This is a genomic window from Aeromonas sp. s5, assembly GCF_040907865.1.
Taxonomy (GTDB): domain Bacteria; phylum Pseudomonadota; class Gammaproteobacteria; order Enterobacterales; family Aeromonadaceae; genus Aeromonas; species Aeromonas dhakensis.
Genome location: NZ_JBFOCO010000019.1, coordinates 1 through 18,545, shown reverse-complemented (window position 1 = coordinate 18,545; position 18,545 = coordinate 1). Strand labels below are relative to the sequence as shown.

Here is an 18,545-nt window from a genome sequence, read left to right as displayed (position 1 = left end):
GGCCAGTTGACCTCGGTTGGCCAGCCATCGCTTTGGGGGAGGCGGTAGAGGGCGACCCGGTAGCGCTGCCAGGCGCTAAGCTGTTCGCGTTCGGCCTCGCTGATGATCCCCAGCGCCAGGGCATCTTCTAGTGGTGCCATCGCTGTGGCTGCGAGTTGTAATCTCACGTCCAACATGGCCTGCATTTCAGACGATGTCGGTAGGGGCTGGGGTATGAGGGTGATTTCACCGAACTCCCCGAACATCGCCCTGGTGTATAGCGCTCGGCCGTGCTCTTCCGCATCGTCTTTCCGGGCGCTAAATGGGACGAAATCAGGAAGATGGCTAAAGAGCACTTCCATATTAATCACATCATCTGCGTTAACCTGTGCTGTCACTGCTCTGACTGATAACACTTGAACATTCATCTTTGACCTCACGCAATGCGAATAAATAGGGTGACGTTCCAGCTTCCGTAATCACGGTCACCGGCGGCATACCCGAGCGCTTTCCACGTTCCTGCGGGAGAACCACCGTACAGAATGCCTTCTGCAGAACTGAATCTGAGGGCTGATCCCGCGATGGTTTGGCCAGGTGAAATTTTCCCTCCTGAATTGAATCGGCCTAACAGCGCGTATGTACCGATCTGCTGATAGCCACTGGCAACAATGTCGGCATTTCCCTGTGAGGCCGGGTGGGTATGACCTGAAGGCGGCATGGTCGCGGGCTTGTCGGTGACCTCACTCCAGGTGGGCCAGCGGGTGGCTGTGGCAGGCGCTCCGGTCACTTGCGACCAGGGGTGGCTGTGCGCACTGGGTGGCATGGTGCCAGGCTTGCCGGTGACCTCATTCCAGGCGGGCCAGCGAGTTGCTTGCACCGGCGCGCCAGTGATCTGGCTCCATGGGTGAGCGTGGCTTGCGGCGGCGGCTCCCAGCTCGGCCAGGGTGGGCTTATTGCCGGTGTTGTAATCCCGCGTCCAGGGCGTCCAGGCCCCGGTGCTGTATTGCGCGCGCCGCCAGACCCGGCTGGAGTTGTAAACCAGGTAGGTCTGCTGGGTGCCGGCGGCATTGCTGACGATCAATGCCCCGGCCAGGTTTTCCGGGTAGTGGCGTGCCGCCGAGGTGTTGGCGTTGGCGTGCTGGGCATATACCTTGGGCTCTTTGAGGGTGTCCAGATCCTCGGTGCCCAAGTTGATGGGGTTGAGCCAGGAGCCGGGGTGGGAATGGTTGGCTGCCGCGAGGTCCGGCTTGCTGGTCACCTCTGCCCAACTGGGCCAGCGGCTGGCGGTGGCCGGAACCTGATCAAGCTCACCCCACTTGTGGCGGTGGCTGCCGTCTTTGATCTCCACCGCGATGGTGACGCCCTGGGCGTCTTCCAGGATGCCCTTGCCGGCCACGTCCCCGGTCAGCTCGATGGTGCGCTTGCGGCGCACGTCGGTGACGCTGCCGTCCGCATTGATGATGGCCACCTTGGCCACATGGTGCTGATGGCCGTTGCTGTCCAGGTAGTCGGTGAGCTCCGGCACACTTAAGCTAAGGGTGAAGTGATTCACCCAGGCATCGAGCAAAGAGCCCGCCCGGTAGATATCGAGCCAGAGCCCCACCGGCTTGGCGCCCGGGGTCACCTTCTTGACCTCGTTCAGTTCCGCCCGCAGGCCGCCCACGTAGGCCACCCCGGGCTGCATCTTGTAGACCCCGGACTCGTTGACCAGCTTGAAGCCGTCACCGTAGAAGGTGGCCGACCCGAAGAACTGCAGCGCCTGCAGGCGCAGGTCGTCGTCTATTCCGCGCAGGCGGGCGGCATAGTCGATTTGCCAGGTGCTGGCGTCCACGTGGGTGGCGGTGGCCTCTGCCGCCTGGTCGTACTCCATCAGCATGGATTTCACCAGGCTGTTGCCGGTCTGGCCGGTGGCCTCATTGGTCTTGAGTTTGGTTTCCAGCCCCTTGTGCACAATCATCCCCACCACGCCGGTGGCCTTGTTGATGAGGTACATGGCGTTGAAGCTGAAATCGCCGACCGTGGTGTCCATCACGATGGTGTAAGCCACCGCATCGTTGTTGATGCGCCCGCGCTGATCCACCGCGTGCCGGTGCACAATCTGGCCCGCTGGCGGCAGCCCGCTGTCCGGGTTGATGGCCGCCTCGGGATCGAGCCCCGGCACGTTGGCCAGCACGAACTCATCGAGCACCACCGGCACTTGGGTTGCTAGGCACTCCTGCCAGTAGCGGGAGAAAGCGTTGGTAATGATCTGGCTCATGCGTTCCTCTTAAGTGTCGCGCCGAACACCTGCTGGTTCATGTCGATACGACTGAACCGCAGGGTGCCGGTGACCGGATACACCACTGCAAAGCGATAGCGGCGGCAGGTGCGGCCATAGTGTTGAATGAGGGTTTCCATCAGTTTCTGGTTGGCCGCGATGGCGCCGTCGGTCACCTCGATGGTGATGACGTCCCAGGGGGCGCCGGCCTGGCGTTCGTGGACGTCACACCAGCCGATGCCCAGGCGCTCGAAAATGCGCTTAAAGCCGGCCACCTCGCCGGCGTCCCGGGCGTTCACAAAGGCGAACTTGACCCGCTTGCGGAAAAGCTCGAGCGGCTCGCCGTTGAAACGGGTGATGTCCCGCTCCCAGGCGAGTAGCGCCAGCAGGGACGCCGAGCAGGTCAGCGGGTCTTGCTGGGCCAGCGGCAGCAACAACCAGCCCTTGACCCGTTGCCAGAAGGCATTGATCCCCTTGGCCAGAAACCCGGGCTCGGCGTGGGCCGGGCTGATGGTGTAGCCGTCTTCCCACCAGGGGGCGCTGGCATCGGGCAGCACCGGCGCCTGCAGGTCGTGTTCAAGCGGGGTCGGGTCAGTCATGCAGGGTCACCTCCAGCGTGCTCAGGCGCGCGATGGCCAGCCCCGACACGATGTCATCTTGCGCAAACTTGAGGCTCTGCAACTGCGGGAACTGGCTGTGCAGCTCGCGGGCCAGCTGGGAGAGCGAGAAGCGCGAGCGCGGCCAGGTGCGGGTGACGCTTGGGAAATCCGCCGACTGGCGAAACGCCGCCTTGACCAGGCTTTCGGCGCCTGCCTTGAGCGCGGCATTCTGCTCGTCGGTGAGGTTGGCTTGTGGCCATAACTCAAGGGTGAGGCTGTGCTGGGTTTCGGGGATGCTCATCACGAATAAATCATCGCCGTGGCCATGGTTGCCCTGGCGGCCCACGTAGTCGTTGAGCTGGTTGATGAGGCTGGCCGGGGTGGCGCCCACTTCCAGCAGGATGTAAGCGTTGGCGGTACCCGGGCCGCGGGGCCCCTCATGCTCAAAGAAGATGTGATCGGCCCGGATCCCCGCCACGCTGGCCAGCATGGAGCGGTAAATCGCGTCGATGTGGTAGCGCCCCACCGCTGAAAACTGGTTCTGGATGCGCAGGCCGAGCGCGTCGTTGCCCTCGGCATCGGCGCCCTGGGTGGTGATCCACTCCTTGTCATCGTTGCGGGCCGACAGGATGCCGGTGACCGGTTCACTTAGCAGGTTGTAATAGCCCGGGGCCAGATTCCAGGCCGCGCCGGCGAACTCCGCCTCGCAGACCACCTTGGCCACCGCCTCGCCGGCGGGACTGACCACCGCCTGCAGCGGCTTCACCCGGTAGATGGTGCCGTTGATGCGCTCGGTGGTGATCCAGATATCGGCCGGGATGGTGACCGCCTCGCCGGGGCTCACCTTGACGAAGTGGATCACTCCCCGGGTTTTCTGGGCAGCCTTACGGGTCAGGTCCACATCCCAGGCCTTGAGATCGAGATAGGCATCGGTGGCGGTGGCCGCAAAGGTGTTGGGCAGCACATGGCCGGCCAAGAGCGTGCGGATAAGCCAGAGCGCCGGGGTGATGACCACCCCGCGCACCAGCCGCCAGAAGGGGCTCACATCGCTGTCGTTGGTGATGAGGGAGCCAGCAGCCACCACCTCCTTTTTGAGCTCGGCCTCCATGGCCTGCTCGGTGGTCGGCACACCGGCCTCGGCCAGCAGGGCCATAAAGTCCACGTTCGGGCGCAGGTTCACAGGGTTACCTCCAAATCGCCGAATTCATAGGTGCGAGCGGTGACCAGCACCCGGTCGGGGGCCTCTTCACGGATCACGATGGTGCCGGGCACCAGCCGCTCGTCGTCTTCTACCAGCAGTTCAATCTCGGTCATCACATCGGCGCGCAGGGTAGGGCTGCGCTCGCCGATGAGCTTGCGGGCCAGCCCCGACTCCATGATGCGGTGCTTGATGTCCTGCCCGATGCTGTGGCGGTCCTGGGTGGTGCGCGGCTGGCCGCCGGCATCGAGTTGCCAGGCGCCGTTCACCACCAGGAGATCGATGTATTTGGGTTCGTTCATCCGCGTTGCTCCACCCAGGCGTTTTTCTCCAGCTCATCCGGTGTCGGCATGGTTTGGGGGTTGATGTGTACCTCACCGATATGCAGGGCGCGAGTCGGCTTCTGGTTGGCCGCACTGGCCGACGCATTGGCCTGGATCAACTGCTGGCCAAGGCCACCTGTTGGCACCTTGCTCTGGTCCTGCTGGCGGTAGTCAGCCAAGGGGCTGTTCACCACGCTGGCAGGGGGCGCCATCGTCACGGGGGAGGCGGCCCACTTTGGCAGCACGTCCACGTTCAAGGCGCCGGTGTCGAACTGGGTACCCAGGAACTGATTCGAGGCATCGAGCGCGGTCTTGATGAGCGCGATCAGCGCCCGCCACGGGGTGAGCAGGGTATCGAATGCCGCGCCAAGGATATTGCCCATCCGGCGGCCGGCATCGGCCACGTTGTCGATCCCGACGCTGGCCTGGTTGGTCTGCGCAAAGAAGCCGCCGAGCCAGACGATCCCCTGACCGAGCAGGCCCACGATAAGGGTCAAGAAATCCACCAGGGGGGCCAGTGCCTGCGAGGCGAGCGGGCCAAAGGTCTCGGCCAGCCCACCAAAGAAGGCGCTCAGCAGTTCAAAGTCGGTCAGCACCGCGAAGGTGGCGCGCAGTTCGTCCCAGTAGATGATGGCCAGCGCCACGGCGGCGACCAGCGCCAGGATCGCCCCGATGATGATCACCGCCGGGTTGAGGCTCATGGCCATGTTGACGGCCATGATCACCGGGCGCAGGCCCGCGAGGGCCTTCTTGAACAGGGTGAGGGGGGCGGTGAGGCCACCAAAGGTCAGCGCCCAGGCCAGGGTGGCCAGCTTGGCGAGGCCGGCCAGCATCAACCAAGCCCCGGTCACGATGCCAAGGCCCGCGATGGCCAGCACGGCGTACCCCACCACCTTGGTGAAGTTGGGAAAGATCCGGGTCCAGCGCAGCACCACGGCGCCGCCATCGGCAAAGGCGCCCACCACCTTGTTGATGGAGGGGAGTACCGCCCTAAAGGCGGCAGCCCGGATCGCGAACCAGGCCGATTTGACCCGTTTCCACTGGTCTACCATGGCCTTGGCCATCTGCTCAGCCTTGCCCATGCCGTGGGTGTTGGCCAGGGCGTTGATACTGGTGGCCAGGCCCTGGGTGTTGCTCATCAAGAGCTTGATCATCGAGACCGCTTCATCCGAGCCAAACGCCTTTTTCAGCTCGTCGCTGCCGGCCACGGTGAGGGTCTCACCATAGCGGGCCTTGAGCTTGTCCAGGATATCGAGCACCGGCAGCATGTTGCCGGCCGAGTCGGTGAACTTGAGGCCGAGCGCTTTCTGGGCACTACCGACACCAGCCAGGAAGGACTTGAACTTGGTACCGGCCTCGCCGCCGCCCATGGTGGCCTGCAGGTGGCCGAGCACGGCGAACTGCTCATCCATCGAGATCCCGGCGGCGGTGGCGTTGGCGCCAATGCCCTTGAAAGCATCGGTCATGCCCTGGCCGGTGGTCTTGAACATCTGCACCGCGAGCGCGGTCTTGCCGGCGACGTCCTCCACCCAGTTGGCCTTACCCATCTTCTTGGCCTGTTGCTCGAAGATGCCATACATGGTGCCCATGTAGTTGGTGATGGTGGCGGTGTCGGCCTTGGTGGCCTTGGCCAGCACGCCGGAGGCGCGGGCAAAGGAGGGCAGTTCATTGCCCTCCAGCCCCGCGATGGCGGATTGGATATCGTAGGAGGCACTGACAAACGCGCTGGCCGATTCACCGTACTTGACGGAGAACATCAAGGCGGTGTCGGAGAGCTGCTTGAGGGTCTTTTCATGGACATCGAGCGAGGCCACTTCGGCCAGTGCCGCGTCCATTTCCAAGGCCGGCCCCAGCGCATTCTGGATCGCCATGGTGCCGGCCAGCATGGCGGCGCCACCGCCGGCGATATTGGCAAAGCCGCTTTGCGCGGTCTCTTTCACCCGGTTCAGCTGGCTGTTGATGCCCTCAAGCGGCCGGGTAACGGCATCTATCAGGGCAATCCTCATGATCAGTTGTTCGGTGACAGAAGCCATGATTTATCCATTGAAGGCGGTGACGATGCCCTCGGCGACCGCATGGGCGAGGCGTTGGGCGTGGTACTTGTCTAACCAGAGGGCGCGAGCCAGGGTGTCGAGCTCGTCATCCTCATGGGGCAGGTAGTGGCGACGCAGCGCCAGCACCTGCTCCAGTTGGTTGTGCTCGATGGCCTCGGCGCGCGCGGTCAGTTTTTTACTTCGATATCCAGATCTGGGGCGTACTGCTCGTTGACCTTGGCGGCGATCTGCAGGGCCGCGCCCGGGCGGGCCAGCAGGCCATCCAGCGCCTCTTTGCTGTCGGCGTCGACGATGCGCTTGAGGTACTGGTGGGATGGCGCCACCTTGTCGGTCATCGACAGGCCGTTGATGTAGCTGTTGTAGGCCACCATGGTGGGCACAAAGCGGATGTCAGTGCCGGCGATAGTCAGGGTGATGGTTTGCTTGCTCATGGGGTGGTTTCCTCTTGTTCAATCCACTGGTTCAGGGTGTCGAGTTGGGTTTGGCAGCGGCGCAGCGCCGTCTGCAGGGTGGGGATGAACCGCACGGCCTCGCCGTAGGTGCTCCCCGTAAAATCAGGTTCCGGGCAGTGGGGCACCAGCCCGGGCGGCGGTAGCTGCTTTACCACCTGGGTTTGCACCACCGTGGTGGGCTGGCTGGAGCAGGCGCAAAGCACCGCTAGGCAGAGGCTCGCGAGCACAGTCCGGGCGGCCCGCCGGCGGCGTGGCCAACGCTTGTTGCAGTTCATCGGCGGTCTTCCTGTTCTGGTTGTCGAGCTCGGCCAAGGCCGCATTTTGGTCGCTCAGCAGCAGGCGCAGGCCCTTTGCTTGCATCAGCAGTTCTTGGAAGGCGGTCGCTTGCCTGTCGTTGGCCGCCTGCAGGGTGTTGATGGTGTCGTTGGCGCTGGCCAGTTCCTTGGTGCGCTGTGTGAGCCGTTCGCCTTGGGTAAACAACAGGGTGCCAAGGACAAAGCCGATGATGGTCGGCAAGAACCGGATGAGCGTGTTCATGCCAGTACCCCGCCGAACTCGGTGAACTTGGCCAGCAGGTCAGCCAGCTTGTGTTCACGCTGGCCGTAGCCGGCTCCGGGTAGGCTGGCCCAGATGTTGGCGCACTTGGCCACCGCCTGGGGGATGCGTCCCTTGAGTACATCGTCCAGCGCCTTGCGCTCGCGGATAAGCTGGATGGCCCAGGCATCTTGTGAAGCGGGGCCAAAGTCCGGCAGGCCGAGCTGATCGCGGTAGTGCGGCCAATGTTTGGACAGATGCTGATAACGACCGGCGGCAGTGCTGACCAGCCCAGGGCGGACAATCACAGACACATTCGGGTGGGTGCGGTAATCACCGAAGAACCCCGCCGGATTGACCAGCTTGTTGTAACCGTCGTCCCCGAGATCCTTGGTGCCTTCGGCATAGGCGAGCAGGTCGAGAAAGGCGGCCACCTGCGGGTGGCAGTTACTGCGCGGCATTGTTGTCCTCCTTCTTGCGAAACATTAGTGCGGCCCGCTCGCGGATGATGTCGATCCCAAGCAGCCCCACCATGCCACCCAGCAACGGGGTGGCCTCCTGGGGGATCCCGAGCAACTGGGTGCCGGTGGCGGCCGCCAAGGTGATGAGGCCGCACAGCAGGGATTCAATCAGCCGGCGGCGACCCCGCCCGCCGGCGTAGGTGATGCGCAGGAAAGCGATGGCCAGCGCCAGCAGTGCCCCATAGACGGCGGGCCAGTTGTCCATCAACCAGGCCAGTAGAGCGGTCCAGAAGGTGGGGTCTTTGTTTGGCATAGGGTTCATGTCCGTTGCTCTGATTAGCGACCCAGCCGCTCAAGGCGGGTCTGACAGGGGACGCACAGGCGCACCCCGGGGATGTGGCGGCGGCGTCCTTCCGGGATGGGGTCGTCGCACTCTTCGCACTGGTGCAGGCTTTCCCCCTGGTAACGCCCTTTGCCCACCTGATTGGCCAGCTGGGCCGCCAGCATGCGGGCGGCGTGATGGTTGGCGCGGTCGATGTCGTCCAAGGCGTGCCCCTTAATCCATCAGGTGGCGGGTGTCGTCCTTGGAGAGGTACGGCACGCCATCGAGGTGGATGAAATCGGGGGAGGTGACGAAGCCTTTCACCTTGTGCACGGTCTTGCTGCCACCCTTGGGATCGATGTCGAGCAGGTCGGCCACGTTCAGCTTGACGCCGAAGGCCTCCACCTTGATCTCCTCGCTGCCGGTGCTGGCGTAGAACAGCACATCGTCCGGCTCCATCCCGCGCCAGCTGCCGGCCCGTTTGGCGGCGGCGATCAGCTGCTTGAGGTTCTTGGTGTCGAGTTCGAATTCACACTCGGCCGAGACGTCGCCGTCCACATAGCCATCGGGAATGCCCCGGGTTTGCGCCACCGCGCTGTTGTCGGTGATGGAGAGGCTGGCCTTTTCGACGTGGACCATGGCCCCCATCAGGGTGGTGTCGAAGTTGATACCGGAAAAGCGTTTGGTCACGGGTTAACCCTCCCCGTTGTTGAGGCTCAGATCGAGCATGATGTTGACGGTGATCCCCTTGGGGCAGTCCACGGTGCGCACCACCACAAACACCGAGACCAGGTTCTTGGCAGTCCACTGAATGGAGATATCGCCATCCTGGGGGGAGGCGATGTCGCCCGGGAACGGCTGGCCGTTGATAGTGGTGGCCTTGGCCATGGTGCGCAGGTCCTTGCCAAAGTAGGTGATGGCCATGGCGGTGCTGCCCGGGGTGGAGTTGAACGAGCGATCCCCGATGCGGGCAATGGCGCGGATACGCATCCGGCGCGCCACCTTGTAGGCAATGCGCAGGTTTTCGATCACCTGGTAGTCGCCGCCCTCGGCATCCAGGGTGCGGCCGTCGGCCCAGTAGGTGCCGTCATAGTCCGGGTACCACATCGGCACCGAGTACCGGTTTTGCTCCAGGGTCTGCAGGGTGGCCAGCGGCAGCGGGATCCCGTCTTTGTCCACCGGCTTGTTGCCAAGGCCGACCAGGGCGCCGGTCTTCACCCGGCAGGGGCTGTCGGCGATGCTCACCGCCCGGTTGCACAGGCGCCCCGCATAGGCGCCGGCGAGGTTGGGCCAAAGCTGGGGCACCAGGCTGATGGAGTCAGCCTTGATGCCCTCTTGCAGGGCGGCCAGCGCGGTCTCGTAGTCGCTCCAGGCTTGGGCGGTGCCCTCCTTGCCGACGGCCTTGGCAACAATGCCGGGCACGGCCAGCAGCATGAATTGCCAGCGCCCCCATTTGGCGATCAGCTCCTGGTTGAGGGCGTGGGCGGCGTTGATGCCTGCTGGGTCCCACTCCTGACCCAGTACCAGGACCCCTTCAAACGATTGGGTCTGCTGGGCGCTGCGCACGGCATCCTGCCAGGATTGGTCGGTGGGCAGCACATAGGCGCCGGCGCTCCAGTTCTGGCCGGCGTTATCGCGGGCGGCCAGCAGGTTGGCCTTGAGCTCGCTGTCTGCGCTGCCAAGCAGCTGGTCGAGGTCTGACTGGGCATTGAGGGAGAGCAGCTTGCCGGTATTGCTGGCGGCGCTGCCGATGAACAGCAGGTGGCGTTCGACCTCCGTCACCGGCCCCTGCATCTGGTTCAAGTTGTTGATCTGCACATAAGGCCACATGGCGCGGGCTCCTTAAGTCTCGGGGTTAGCGGTGAACGGAGTGGGCGCTGCCCGCCACCGACAGGGTGATTTCATCGGCCACCCACACGTCAAAGGGGGCCACGGTCCAGGTCTTATCCAGCCAGCGGACTGCACCGTCAGGGTCTTCCACGATGCGCAGGGGTTCGGCGAACTTCACCTCCAGATCTAGGTCGGCGCTGTGCTCGTCATTGGGCACCACGTCATAGGTGGGATCGGGCAGGGCGAAGCGTTCGCGGAAAGGGTCGTTTTCCTGTATCCAGCTGGCGATCACCGCCAGCAGGGTCTCGGTGCGGCATTCCCGAAACGGCAGGCTTTCCAGGGAAAACACGGCGGTGTATTTGAGCCAGGCCAGATCCATCCCGGTGATCCCCATGTCCTTGGGTTCCAGGCTGATGGTGCCGCCCTCCATCCAGCTGTCGAGAGAACGGGCGCAGCGGGCTGGCAGGACGCGCTCAATCTCGTTGTGCAGGGCTGACAGGAAATACCCCTGGGGATGCAGGGCCTCGTTGGTCTCGCTCATATCATCGAGACCCCGACCCGGTGCTTAGCTTTGATGCTGCGCACCAGTTGCTGGCTTTCGGCCAGCAGCTGCTCGCGCAGATCGGGGGCGCGCTCGGCCAGGTCTTTGCGGGCGTCCCGCTCGGTGACCGTGGCGAACTCGGGCAGCAACATGGCTTTGGCCCGGGCAAAGACGGCGGCCAGGTAGGTCTCGGTCAGCGCGTTGTTGCCGCCGGCGAGCCGGGGGCCGGGCACCTGACCGGCCTCGGTGTAGCCCTGAGCTCGCAAGGTGGCCTGGTGGCGGGTCAGCTGCAGGTTGATCTCGCTGATGGCCGCCAGCAGGGCCGCACTGATGGCATCGCTGTCCATGTCAGCGGGCAGGGCGCGCCGGCGCTCGAAGTCGCCACACACCACGTCAGGCCAAAAGCCGTCATTGGTGATGGTCTGCTCGCTGTAGCGGATGCTTTTGCCTGAAATCATGTGCTGCCCTATCAATTGGGGCGCCCCTGAGGCCACGGGATTGAGCGCGGTGCGAGCGGTCAGCTGCTGGCTCATCCCCGCCGGGGCGCGGTGGCGTGGGAGTCGTTATTCCGGGTTGAGCGCGCGCAGGCGCATGGCGATCTTGTGGCGCAAGGTGCCGACCCCGATCTTGCTGTGGGTCTTCTCGGCCAGGGCCAGCCAGTGGTCGGCCTGCTCCAGGGTGGCGTTATCTGCCAACGCGCTGGGGCGAGGTACCCCGTCCTTGTCACGTAGCAGCAGGCAACCGGCCAGCTTGTACCATTTGGCGGTGGCCTGTTCGTTGAGGCGCCAGTCACCCCGCACCTTGTCGAACACCCGCGAGAACCAGGGCTCGACGCCATGGCCCAGCGCCGCTTGTTCCTCGGCCCAGCCCAGCACGGTGTCGGCGGTGAAATGAGCCCAGTCGCGCTTGATGTTGCCCGGGGTACGCTGGTTCTGCTCGATTGCCAGCAGCGCCCAACTGATGGCAGTTTCCAGATCGCCGATATCAAACGCCCAGACGATCAGGCGTTGAAATAGCGCGTTCTGGTACACGGTGCCGAGCGCCGCCAGTTCCAGGTACTTGTCCACGTAGGGGCGATATTTGGGAAACAGTTCATCCCGCTTCATCGCCACCTTGTCGCTCATCCTGGCCAGCGCCTTGAGCCGCGCCATGTCCTGCTCCAGAGCAATCAGCTGCAGGTGCAAGCTGTTGGCCACAAGCCCTGTGGCTTGCCCGGTGGTGGCGGCTTGCGCCGCCCCCAACTGGGCCTGGACCTGCTGCTTGTGACGCATGCCAGGCGAGAGGGCCATGGTTAGGCCTCCGGTTCGCTGTGCGTGTCAGCACCTGACGGCGGAGCGGCAGGGCGCGCCCCGACCACCACATCGGCCTCTTCGTAGCTGCCAAAGGCTTCATATTCGCCGATGGCATAGCCTTCCTGACGCCAGTACTGGTTTTCAAAGCCCTTGGTGTCGTCGTTGTCGGCGGCCTTGCGCTTGCGGGTGTTGCGCTGGGTGTAGATGTGCAGGTTGGCCAGGGTGGTGACCCACATCCCGTTCGCCGGGAAATAGGGCGGGATGTAGGCCGGGCGGCCGGCAATGGACTTGGCCAGCTGCTGGGCGGCGATCTGCTCGGTGGGCTTGGTGGCCTCGCTGTAGAGCTTGGCCTGGGCCGCGGCCACCAGGTCGGTACCGACCAGCACCACCAGACGCGGATCGGTGCGATAGAGCGGGTTGATGGTGGCGTTGATGAGGTCAGAGGCCATTTCATCCAGGGTCTTGAAGTCGCCGTGGCCGTCCGGGTCGAAATAGATCTTGTCGCCGGCGGGGGCTTTCACTACTTGGCTGCCCTTGTTCCACTCACGTGCCAGCTGCTGCCAGCCCTTGTTGACGTCTTCACCCAGCGGGAACTTTACCGGGTCGGAGTCATCGGCGATGTGGGTACCGTTAAAGCCCACCCGCAGCATGTCGAGGCCAAAGGTCTGGTTGGTGAAGTCGGACACCAGCTGCACGAACTGGCCCTCGTGGCCGGCGTTGGCCCAGGTGCACAGGGTGCTCCAGTCCAGGCGCACGCAGGAATCGGTCTCGGTCAGGCTGTACTTGTTGCCGTCGACCCCAATCTTGCGACGAAAACGCCCCTCAACCTTGCGACCGGTGTGCAGGGCACTGGCGCCTACCTGCACCACCTGGCCAGTCAGCTGGTCCACGTCCAGGCAGGTGATGAGTTTCAGAAACTCGGTGGATTCAAGGATGGCGCTGCGCAGCACCGTTTCCATGGGGGCGCTGACGGAGAACTGCTTGGCCAGCGCGTTCTCGGGCACGTTGAAGGCCTTGGCCAGCAACGCGTTGTAGTGGTTCAGGCACTTTTCAGCCTGCGGGGTTTTGGTTTGACTCACAGAGGGCTCCTCAGCAAACGGTCGGGTGGGTGTCGCTGCCGCCCAGGGCATCGGGGCGCTGGTCCGGTGCTTCTACCGAAAATTTTTCGATCTTGGCGTTGAGGCCGGTCAGCTGTTCGCCCAGCCCCTTGAGGGTCTGCTCGAAGGCCGAGAACTGCTCGGAGGTGACGCCGACCGGGGCGGGATCGGTGACGGGGGCCGGCTCGGTGACAGCCGGTTGCTTGTCTGCCGTCAGCGCGTCGACCTTGGCGCCAAAGGTTTCAATCTGGGTACCCAGCGCGGTGAACATCCCCGCCAGCTTGTTCATCTGTTCTTCGTTCATGTCGGTACTGTCCTCGGGTTGGGGGCGGGTCGGTGACTCAGTGGGTAGCGCCGCGCTCGGGGCGCCATGACCGCCCAGGAAGTTGAACACCTTGTGCAGGAGTGAGACGCGGTCGGGCTGGCTGTGCTCATCGGCAGGCATCGAGAAGCCGGACAAGTCCAGCGGCTGGCTGATCCCCACGGTCGGCGACGGGTGCTTGGCGGAAAACTTGAGCATGGTGGTGCCGGTGCTGGCGGGGATGTCGGTGACCCCTACGGCAAACAGGTAGGTTTTGCCCTGACCGGTGAAGTTATCCAGTGGCTCGATGGAGCAGAATTTGTATTGGCCGCGCTGGTTCTGATAGATGAGGTCGCGGGTCGGGCAGAGGATGGCGAACAAGGTGTGTTTGCCGTCTACCTTGTCGGCCTTGAGGGCCTGCACGTAGCCCAGGTTCTCGCCCCATTTCTCATGGTCAGGCCAGAGCTGTGCGCAATAGAAGGTCGGATCGTAGGTGTCGGCCATGTCGGTGATCCACTTGGCCGAAATCTCACGGCCATCCACGGACTGGCCCTCAGTGGCAATCGCCACCCAGCCGGTGCGCAGTGATGAGTCTGTCGGTGTTGGCACGGCGGCCTCCTGGTGTCGAATTGGCGTCAGGTTATCGGGGCCTGCGCAGGGGAGCACTCAGAGGCGTTCGGGCGATTTCGGATAGCGGGTGCGATCCGAATTCATCCGAATGAAGGCGGCGGGAGGGGCGGGATCGGCTCAGTATCATGAGCCCCAGCTTTATGACTGGGGAGCCTCATGGCCTATACAGAAGAGGTACGACAAACCGCCAAGCGGCTTTATCTGCGCCATTGGAGTGCACGGGAGATCAAGGAGGAACTCGGCCTTGGTAGCGTGCGGGTGGTGTACCTGTGGGCCGAGAAGTATGGCTGGACGGAGTTATTGAGCGACGAGGCGCTGGAAGATGCGATCACCCGTCGTTACCAGGCACTGGCCGCCAAGCCAAAGAAGAACCACGCCGACCTGGCCGAAATGGACCGGCTCATCAGCCACCACGTTGCCCTCAAGGCGGAGGCCGTCAAGCTTGCCGAGCGCGAGCAGTCCCTCAAGGCTCGCCGGCAGGCCACCCCGTCAGATGAGGCTGGCGAGGTGGGCGAGGGTGACGGACGCCGCCGGCGTGGAGAGAGCAAGCCGAAGAAGGGCAGCAAGAAGACCAAAAATTGGGTCAATGACCTGGGCCCCGAAGACTTCGAGGGGTGGCTGGCCTCCCTGTTCCCGCACCAGCTGTACGTGCGGGAGGTCAAGAACGACCCGGCCATCCCGCGCACCCGCAATATCCTCAAGTCCCGCCAGATCGGCATGACCTACTATTTCGCCGGCGAAGCGCTGGAGGATGCCATCTTGACCGGCGGCAATCAGGTGTTCCTGTCCGCCACCCGGGCCCAGGCCGAGATCTTCCGCTCCTACATCATCAACATTGCCCGCAAGTTCCTGGGGGTGGAGCTCAGCGGCAACCCCATTGTGCTTTCCAACGGCGCGCAGCTGGTGTTCTGCTCAACCAGCGCCAACAGCGCCCAGGGCTACACCGGCAACTTTTATGCCGATGAATACTTCTGGATCAAGAACTTCAAGGCAGTCACCGACGTGGCCACCGGCATGGGCTCGCAATCCCACTGGCGCAAGACCTTTTTCTCTACCCCGTCCAGCAAGGCCCACGGCGGCTACAAGCTGTGGACCGGGGATGACTGGAAGGGCAAGGATCCGGCCCGCCAGGCTATCGAGTTTCCGACCGAAGCAGAGCTGCGCGACGGTGGCCGGGTCTGCCCGGATCGGGTGTGGCGCTACATCCTCACCCTGGAAGAGGCGGTGTCGACCGGCTTCAACCTCATCGACATTGAGGCGCTGCGGGAAGAGACCGCCATCGAGGTATTCGATCACCTCTATATGTGCGCCTTTGTGGACGATGAAGCCTCGGTGTTCAAGTTCCAGCACATGGAGCGGGCCCAGACCAGTATCAGCAACTGGAGCGACTACACCCCGGGGCTCCCCGAGCCGTTCGGCAAGCGCGAGGTGTGGCTGGGCTATGACCCGAGCCGGACCCGCGATAACGCTACCCTGGTGGTGGTCGCCCCGCCGCTGTTCCCGGGCGAAAAGTTCCGGGTGCTGGAGAAGCATTTCTGGCGTGGGATGAACTTTCGCTACCAGGCGGACGAGATAGAGAAGATCGCCAAGAAATTCCGGGTCACCTATTTGGGGATCGACGTCTCCGGGGTGGGTAGCGGGGTCTATGACCTGCTGCAGCCCGTGTTCAAGTCAACTATCACCCCCATTAACTACAACGTGGAGAGCAAGGCCCGGCTGGTACTCAAGATGGTGGATGTGGTCGAGTCAGACCGTATCGAGTGGGATCAGGAAGACATCGAGATCCCGCTGGCCTTCATGAGCATCAAGCGCAGCACCACCGGCGGCGGCCAGCTGACGTTTAGGGCCTCGCGCAGCAGCGAGACCGGACACGCCGACGTGTTCTTTGCTATCGCTCACGCGGTGGACAACGAACCGCTCGACACATCGCGCCGCCGCAAATCCACCTGGGCCATCAGCAAACGAGGAAAACATGAGCCGCAAACAGCGCTTTCATCAGCGGGCCGAGCGGCCCACCCCCAGTGCAACCGGCAGTCGGCCCTCGGTCAGCTTTTCCATGGCCGAACCCATCGACCCCACGGCCTGGATGACCGATTACACGGACGTGTTCTACAGCCCATGGGGCGAGTATTACCTGCCGCCTATCGACCGGCAGGGGCTGGCCAAGGTCGCCCGCGCCAATGCGCACCATGGTGCCATCCTGATGGCGCGGCGCAACATGGTATCGGGCCGCTTTATCAGCAGCGAGGGCGTGCCCCGGGAGGTGATCACCGCCTTTGTGCATAACCTGCTGCAGTTCGGAGACGCGGCCCTGCTGAAATTGCGAAACGGGTTTGGCCAGGTGGTGGGGCTTTACCCCCTGTCGAGCCTTTACCTGCGCCGCTGTCAGGATGGCAATTTCCTGATGCTGCAGCGGGACGGCAGTTATAAGCATTACCTGGCGGCGGACATCATCTGGCTGGCCCAGTACGACCCGGTACAGCAGGTGTATGGCCAGCCCGATTACCTGGGAGGCCTGCAGTCGGCCTTGCTCAACCAGGACGCCACCATGTTCCGGCGTAAATACTTCCTCAACGGGGCGCACATGGGGTTCATCTTCTACGCCACCGACCCGAACATGGACGATGACCAGGAAGCGGAGATGAAGGAGATGATCGCAAGCTCCAAGGGGGTCGGGAACTTTCGCTCGATGTTCGTCAACATCCCGGGCGGCAAGCCCGATGGCATCAAGCTGATCCCGGTGGGGGACATCGCGACCAAGGACGAGTTTGCGGCCATCAAGGCTATCACCGCCCAGGACGTGCTGACGGCGCACCGTTTCCCTGCCGCGCTTGCCGGCATCATCCCGGCCAATGGTGGTGCGGGTCTCGGCAACCCAGAGCAGTACGACCGGACCTATGCCCGCAACGAAACGCTCCCGATGTGCGAGCTTATCCAGGATGCGATCAATGGCGCCAATCTGCCGCGCCGGCTGCAGGTGGATTTCAATCGGTCGCTGGAGGCTGGTGTTACTGTATAGGGATCCAGCTTAGGGTATAATCGAGCGGTTTTTTATCGACGGTATCAGGGGGGATTTATGCGGGTATTTTGCCGGGAATGTGGGGAGCTGGGGCGTATTACCAAGACGCACCGCCTGAGCCGTGATACCGCCGATCTGTACTGCCAGTGCACGGATGCGGAATGCGGGCACAGCTGGGTGTCGCAGGTGTCATACAGTCACCCATTGAGCCCATCGGGCCGCACGACCAGCCAACTGGCCTTGAGCCTTATCAACTCGCTTAGCCAAGAGGGGCGACAGGCCCTGCAGCGGGAACTCAACCTGGGACAATGAGAAAGAGGGGGCATGGTGTGTCCATTTATTTTGCGGGCGATTATCAAAAGTTTGAAAAAGACAGTCCACTAGGTAATTTTTACTCATCATAGTGATTGTCGTTTGATACCATTCCTATCCGGTGTTCGTTTCTCAATCCGGCTAAAAGTAACATGCAGAAAACTGAAACTCTGCGTGGTAGCTAGGTCGACTGCGGAAAGGTGGAATGAGTAACGAATAGGTACTAGTGACATCTATGATCAGATAGGAAAAGGATAAAAATATGAGAGCAGTGGTATTAGTCATGTTGGCTTTTATTGGCATGCCAGCCTTGGGTAGCGAACCTAAAATCACCTGTGAATATAAGATAGGCTTTTCGAGAAGTGATATCGGTCCAGAAGAACATCACGCGGTTACTGTCAAAGGTGACAATGATGAAACGTTTGCTTTCGGTGGGTGCTCGACCGAATATTCTCATGGTAAACAATGTGCTAAATCAATGGGTGTGCCGGCCGGAGCGAGACACTTGAAGAATCAAAAAGGTGAGGTCGTCGCTGAAGGTAATTGCTGCAATGTCACTAACAAAATTACATCGGTAACCAGCAATTGCAGATCAGAAGTTGCCAGCATAATCATGCGTGAGGAGTTCTAATTACTGAGGAGAAAGCCGGGTATCATGCAATGTTGAAAAACCGGGTGAAAGCCCGACTTTTTTCATCAGGAAATGTGGCAATACTTGCAGCAGTGAACGCACCCGTTTACTTGAGAATAGCGCTTTTCTGCTGCCTTAATCGCGGCAATACCATTAGAGTGTACAGATCTAGTTATCACCTGACACCGGCCTCAAACCGGTGTCTTGTTTACGCTACTTTAGTGCGCACTTCCTTCGGTATCAATTTCAGACCCTTCTTGAACATGCTGTAGGGCGTTTGTCCTTCCATCATCCTGCCCTGATGTGGTCGCTGGTTGTTGTAGTGCTCCAGATAGCTATCCAGGTCTGTCTGCATCTGCTCCACCGACTCATACCAGGTTGTCCTCCCTTTGATACGGAAGTGTTCATCCAACAAGGTTCGATGCAACCGTTCGATAAAGCCGTTGCTCTGTGGCCTGCGTACCTTGGTGGTCCGGTGCTCAATCCCCTCCAGTTGCAGGAACAGCTCGTAGGGATGATGGTCAGGGCGCCCGCAGAACTCGCGCCCGTTGTCCGACAAGATGGTATAGACCCGTGCCTCATGGGCTTCGAAGAACGGCAGCACCGTTTCGTTGAGTACATGGACCGACGTCACCGGCAGCTTACTGGTGTAGAGCCGTCCCCAGGCGTGGCGGCTGTAGCAATCGAGCACGGTTTGCAGATACACCTTGCCC

Annotated in this window: 23 protein-coding genes and 2 pseudogenes; 4 read left to right on the top strand and 21 right to left on the bottom strand. The window is 62.4% G+C overall.

All coding sequences use genetic code 11. The features are described 5' to 3' along the window. The 20 genes from AB5Y94_RS11380 to AB5Y94_RS11285 form a co-directional block, all read right to left on the bottom strand. On the bottom strand, positions 1 to 176 hold a 176-nt coding region (locus AB5Y94_RS11380), incomplete at its 3' end, for a tail fiber assembly protein (RefSeq protein WP_368205533.1). 239 nt (positions 177 to 415) lie between these two features. Continuing rightward, complete coding sequence (locus AB5Y94_RS11375; protein ID WP_368205531.1) at positions 416 to 2,236, bottom strand: phage tail protein; 1,821 nt, start codon at positions 2,234 to 2,236, stop codon at positions 416 to 418. Further along, positions 2,233 to 2,835: a phage tail protein gene (locus AB5Y94_RS11370; protein ID WP_368205530.1), complete on the bottom strand. Its 603-nt coding sequence runs from the start codon at positions 2,833 to 2,835 to the stop codon at positions 2,233 to 2,235. The genes AB5Y94_RS11375 and AB5Y94_RS11370 overlap by 4 nt, the downstream gene beginning before the upstream one ends. Continuing rightward, entirely contained in the window at positions 2,828 to 4,015 is a 1,188-nt protein-coding gene (locus tag AB5Y94_RS11365; protein ID WP_368205529.1) for a baseplate J/gp47 family protein, read from the bottom strand. The genes AB5Y94_RS11370 and AB5Y94_RS11365 overlap by 8 nt, the downstream gene beginning before the upstream one ends. Beyond that, positions 4,012 to 4,335, bottom strand: coding sequence for a DUF2590 family protein (locus tag AB5Y94_RS11360; protein WP_323941206.1), 324 nt, complete (start codon positions 4,333 to 4,335; stop codon positions 4,012 to 4,014). The genes AB5Y94_RS11365 and AB5Y94_RS11360 overlap by 4 nt, the downstream gene beginning before the upstream one ends. Continuing rightward, complete coding sequence (locus tag AB5Y94_RS11355) at positions 4,332 to 6,389, bottom strand: phage tail tape measure protein (protein ID WP_368205543.1); 2,058 nt, start codon at positions 6,387 to 6,389, stop codon at positions 4,332 to 4,334. Before AB5Y94_RS11355 ends, AB5Y94_RS11360 begins: the two co-directional genes overlap by 4 nt. Before the next feature lie 3 nt (positions 6,390 to 6,392). Next, a complete protein-coding gene (locus tag AB5Y94_RS11350; protein ID WP_368205542.1) occupies positions 6,393 to 6,536 on the bottom strand; it encodes a hypothetical protein in 144 nt (47 codons plus the stop codon). Between the two features lie 41 nt (positions 6,537 to 6,577). After that, positions 6,578 to 6,841, bottom strand: coding sequence for a putative phage tail assembly chaperone (locus AB5Y94_RS11345; protein ID WP_017412260.1), 264 nt, complete (start codon positions 6,839 to 6,841; stop codon positions 6,578 to 6,580). Continuing rightward, a complete protein-coding gene (locus AB5Y94_RS11340; protein ID WP_260392139.1) occupies positions 6,838 to 7,029 on the bottom strand; it encodes a hypothetical protein in 192 nt (63 codons plus the stop codon). Before AB5Y94_RS11340 ends, AB5Y94_RS11345 begins: the two co-directional genes overlap by 4 nt. Further along, positions 6,965 to 7,399 carry a hypothetical protein gene (locus tag AB5Y94_RS11335; protein ID WP_323941198.1) on the bottom strand — a complete coding sequence of 145 codons (435 nt, stop codon included), beginning with the start codon at positions 7,397 to 7,399 and terminating at the stop codon, positions 6,965 to 6,967. The genes AB5Y94_RS11340 and AB5Y94_RS11335 overlap by 65 nt, the downstream gene beginning before the upstream one ends. Next, positions 7,396 to 7,857, bottom strand: a complete 462-nt coding sequence (locus AB5Y94_RS11330) for a glycoside hydrolase family 104 protein (RefSeq protein WP_368205541.1) — start codon at positions 7,855 to 7,857, stop codon at positions 7,396 to 7,398. The genes AB5Y94_RS11335 and AB5Y94_RS11330 overlap by 4 nt, the downstream gene beginning before the upstream one ends. Further along, positions 7,844 to 8,170, bottom strand: a complete 327-nt coding sequence (locus AB5Y94_RS11325) for a phage holin, lambda family (protein ID WP_368205540.1) — start codon at positions 8,168 to 8,170, stop codon at positions 7,844 to 7,846. The genes AB5Y94_RS11330 and AB5Y94_RS11325 overlap by 14 nt, the downstream gene beginning before the upstream one ends. A gap of 23 nt (positions 8,171 to 8,193) precedes the next feature. After that, the gene (locus AB5Y94_RS11320; protein ID WP_042064911.1) at positions 8,194 to 8,403 is read right to left on the bottom strand and encodes a TraR/DksA family transcriptional regulator; all 210 of its coding nucleotides are present in this window, start codon (positions 8,401 to 8,403) and stop codon (positions 8,194 to 8,196) included. 10 nt (positions 8,404 to 8,413) lie between these two features. Further along, on the bottom strand, positions 8,414 to 8,869 hold the full coding sequence (locus tag AB5Y94_RS11315) for a phage protein (RefSeq protein ID WP_042064910.1): 456 nt from the start codon (positions 8,867 to 8,869) through the stop codon (positions 8,414 to 8,416). A 3-nt stretch (positions 8,870 to 8,872) separates the two neighbouring features. After that, positions 8,873 to 10,009: a DUF2586 domain-containing protein gene (locus tag AB5Y94_RS11310; RefSeq protein ID WP_368205539.1), complete on the bottom strand. Its 1,137-nt coding sequence runs from the start codon at positions 10,007 to 10,009 to the stop codon at positions 8,873 to 8,875. A gap of 25 nt (positions 10,010 to 10,034) precedes the next feature. Then, on the bottom strand, positions 10,035 to 10,550 hold the full coding sequence (locus tag AB5Y94_RS11305) for a phage tail protein (protein ID WP_368205538.1): 516 nt from the start codon (positions 10,548 to 10,550) through the stop codon (positions 10,035 to 10,037). Further along, on the bottom strand, positions 10,547 to 11,008 hold the full coding sequence (locus tag AB5Y94_RS11300; protein ID WP_042066336.1) for a head completion/stabilization protein: 462 nt from the start codon (positions 11,006 to 11,008) through the stop codon (positions 10,547 to 10,549). Before AB5Y94_RS11300 ends, AB5Y94_RS11305 begins: the two co-directional genes overlap by 4 nt. A 105-nt stretch (positions 11,009 to 11,113) precedes the next feature. After that, complete coding sequence (gene gpM, locus AB5Y94_RS11295; RefSeq protein ID WP_346815415.1) at positions 11,114 to 11,839, bottom strand: phage terminase small subunit; 726 nt, start codon at positions 11,837 to 11,839, stop codon at positions 11,114 to 11,116. 2 nt (positions 11,840 to 11,841) lie between these two features. Then, positions 11,842 to 12,921, bottom strand: a complete 1,080-nt coding sequence (locus AB5Y94_RS11290) for a phage major capsid protein, P2 family (RefSeq protein ID WP_368205537.1) — start codon at positions 12,919 to 12,921, stop codon at positions 11,842 to 11,844. 10 nt (positions 12,922 to 12,931) lie between these two features. Beyond that, entirely contained in the window at positions 12,932 to 13,849 is a 918-nt protein-coding gene (locus AB5Y94_RS11285) for a GPO family capsid scaffolding protein (RefSeq protein WP_368205536.1), read from the bottom strand. A 177-nt stretch (positions 13,850 to 14,026) separates the two neighbouring features. Between AB5Y94_RS11285 and AB5Y94_RS11280 the strand changes: the two are divergent. The 4 genes and pseudogenes from AB5Y94_RS11280 to AB5Y94_RS11265 form a co-directional block, all read left to right on the top strand. Next, positions 14,027 to 15,832, top strand: a pseudogene (locus tag AB5Y94_RS11280) (terminase family protein); the annotation flags it as partial. Between the two features lie 10 nt (positions 15,833 to 15,842). After that, positions 15,843 to 16,889 carry a phage portal protein gene (locus AB5Y94_RS11275; RefSeq protein ID WP_368205535.1) on the top strand — a complete coding sequence of 349 codons (1,047 nt, stop codon included), beginning with the start codon at positions 15,843 to 15,845 and terminating at the stop codon, positions 16,887 to 16,889. 57 nt (positions 16,890 to 16,946) lie between these two features. Beyond that, on the top strand, positions 16,947 to 17,201 hold the full coding sequence (locus AB5Y94_RS11270) for an ogr/Delta-like zinc finger family protein (protein ID WP_080741289.1): 255 nt from the start codon (positions 16,947 to 16,949) through the stop codon (positions 17,199 to 17,201). Between the two features lie 262 nt (positions 17,202 to 17,463). Beyond that, positions 17,464 to 17,832 (top strand): hypothetical protein, encoded by a 369-nt coding sequence (locus AB5Y94_RS11265; RefSeq protein WP_368205534.1) that lies wholly within the window; start codon positions 17,464 to 17,466, stop codon positions 17,830 to 17,832. Positions 17,833 to 18,040: 208 nt separating this feature from the next. Here AB5Y94_RS11265 and AB5Y94_RS11260 read toward each other — a convergent pair. Then, a pseudogene (locus AB5Y94_RS11260) lies at positions 18,041 to 18,545 on the bottom strand (IS481-like element ISAs19 family transposase); the annotation flags it as partial.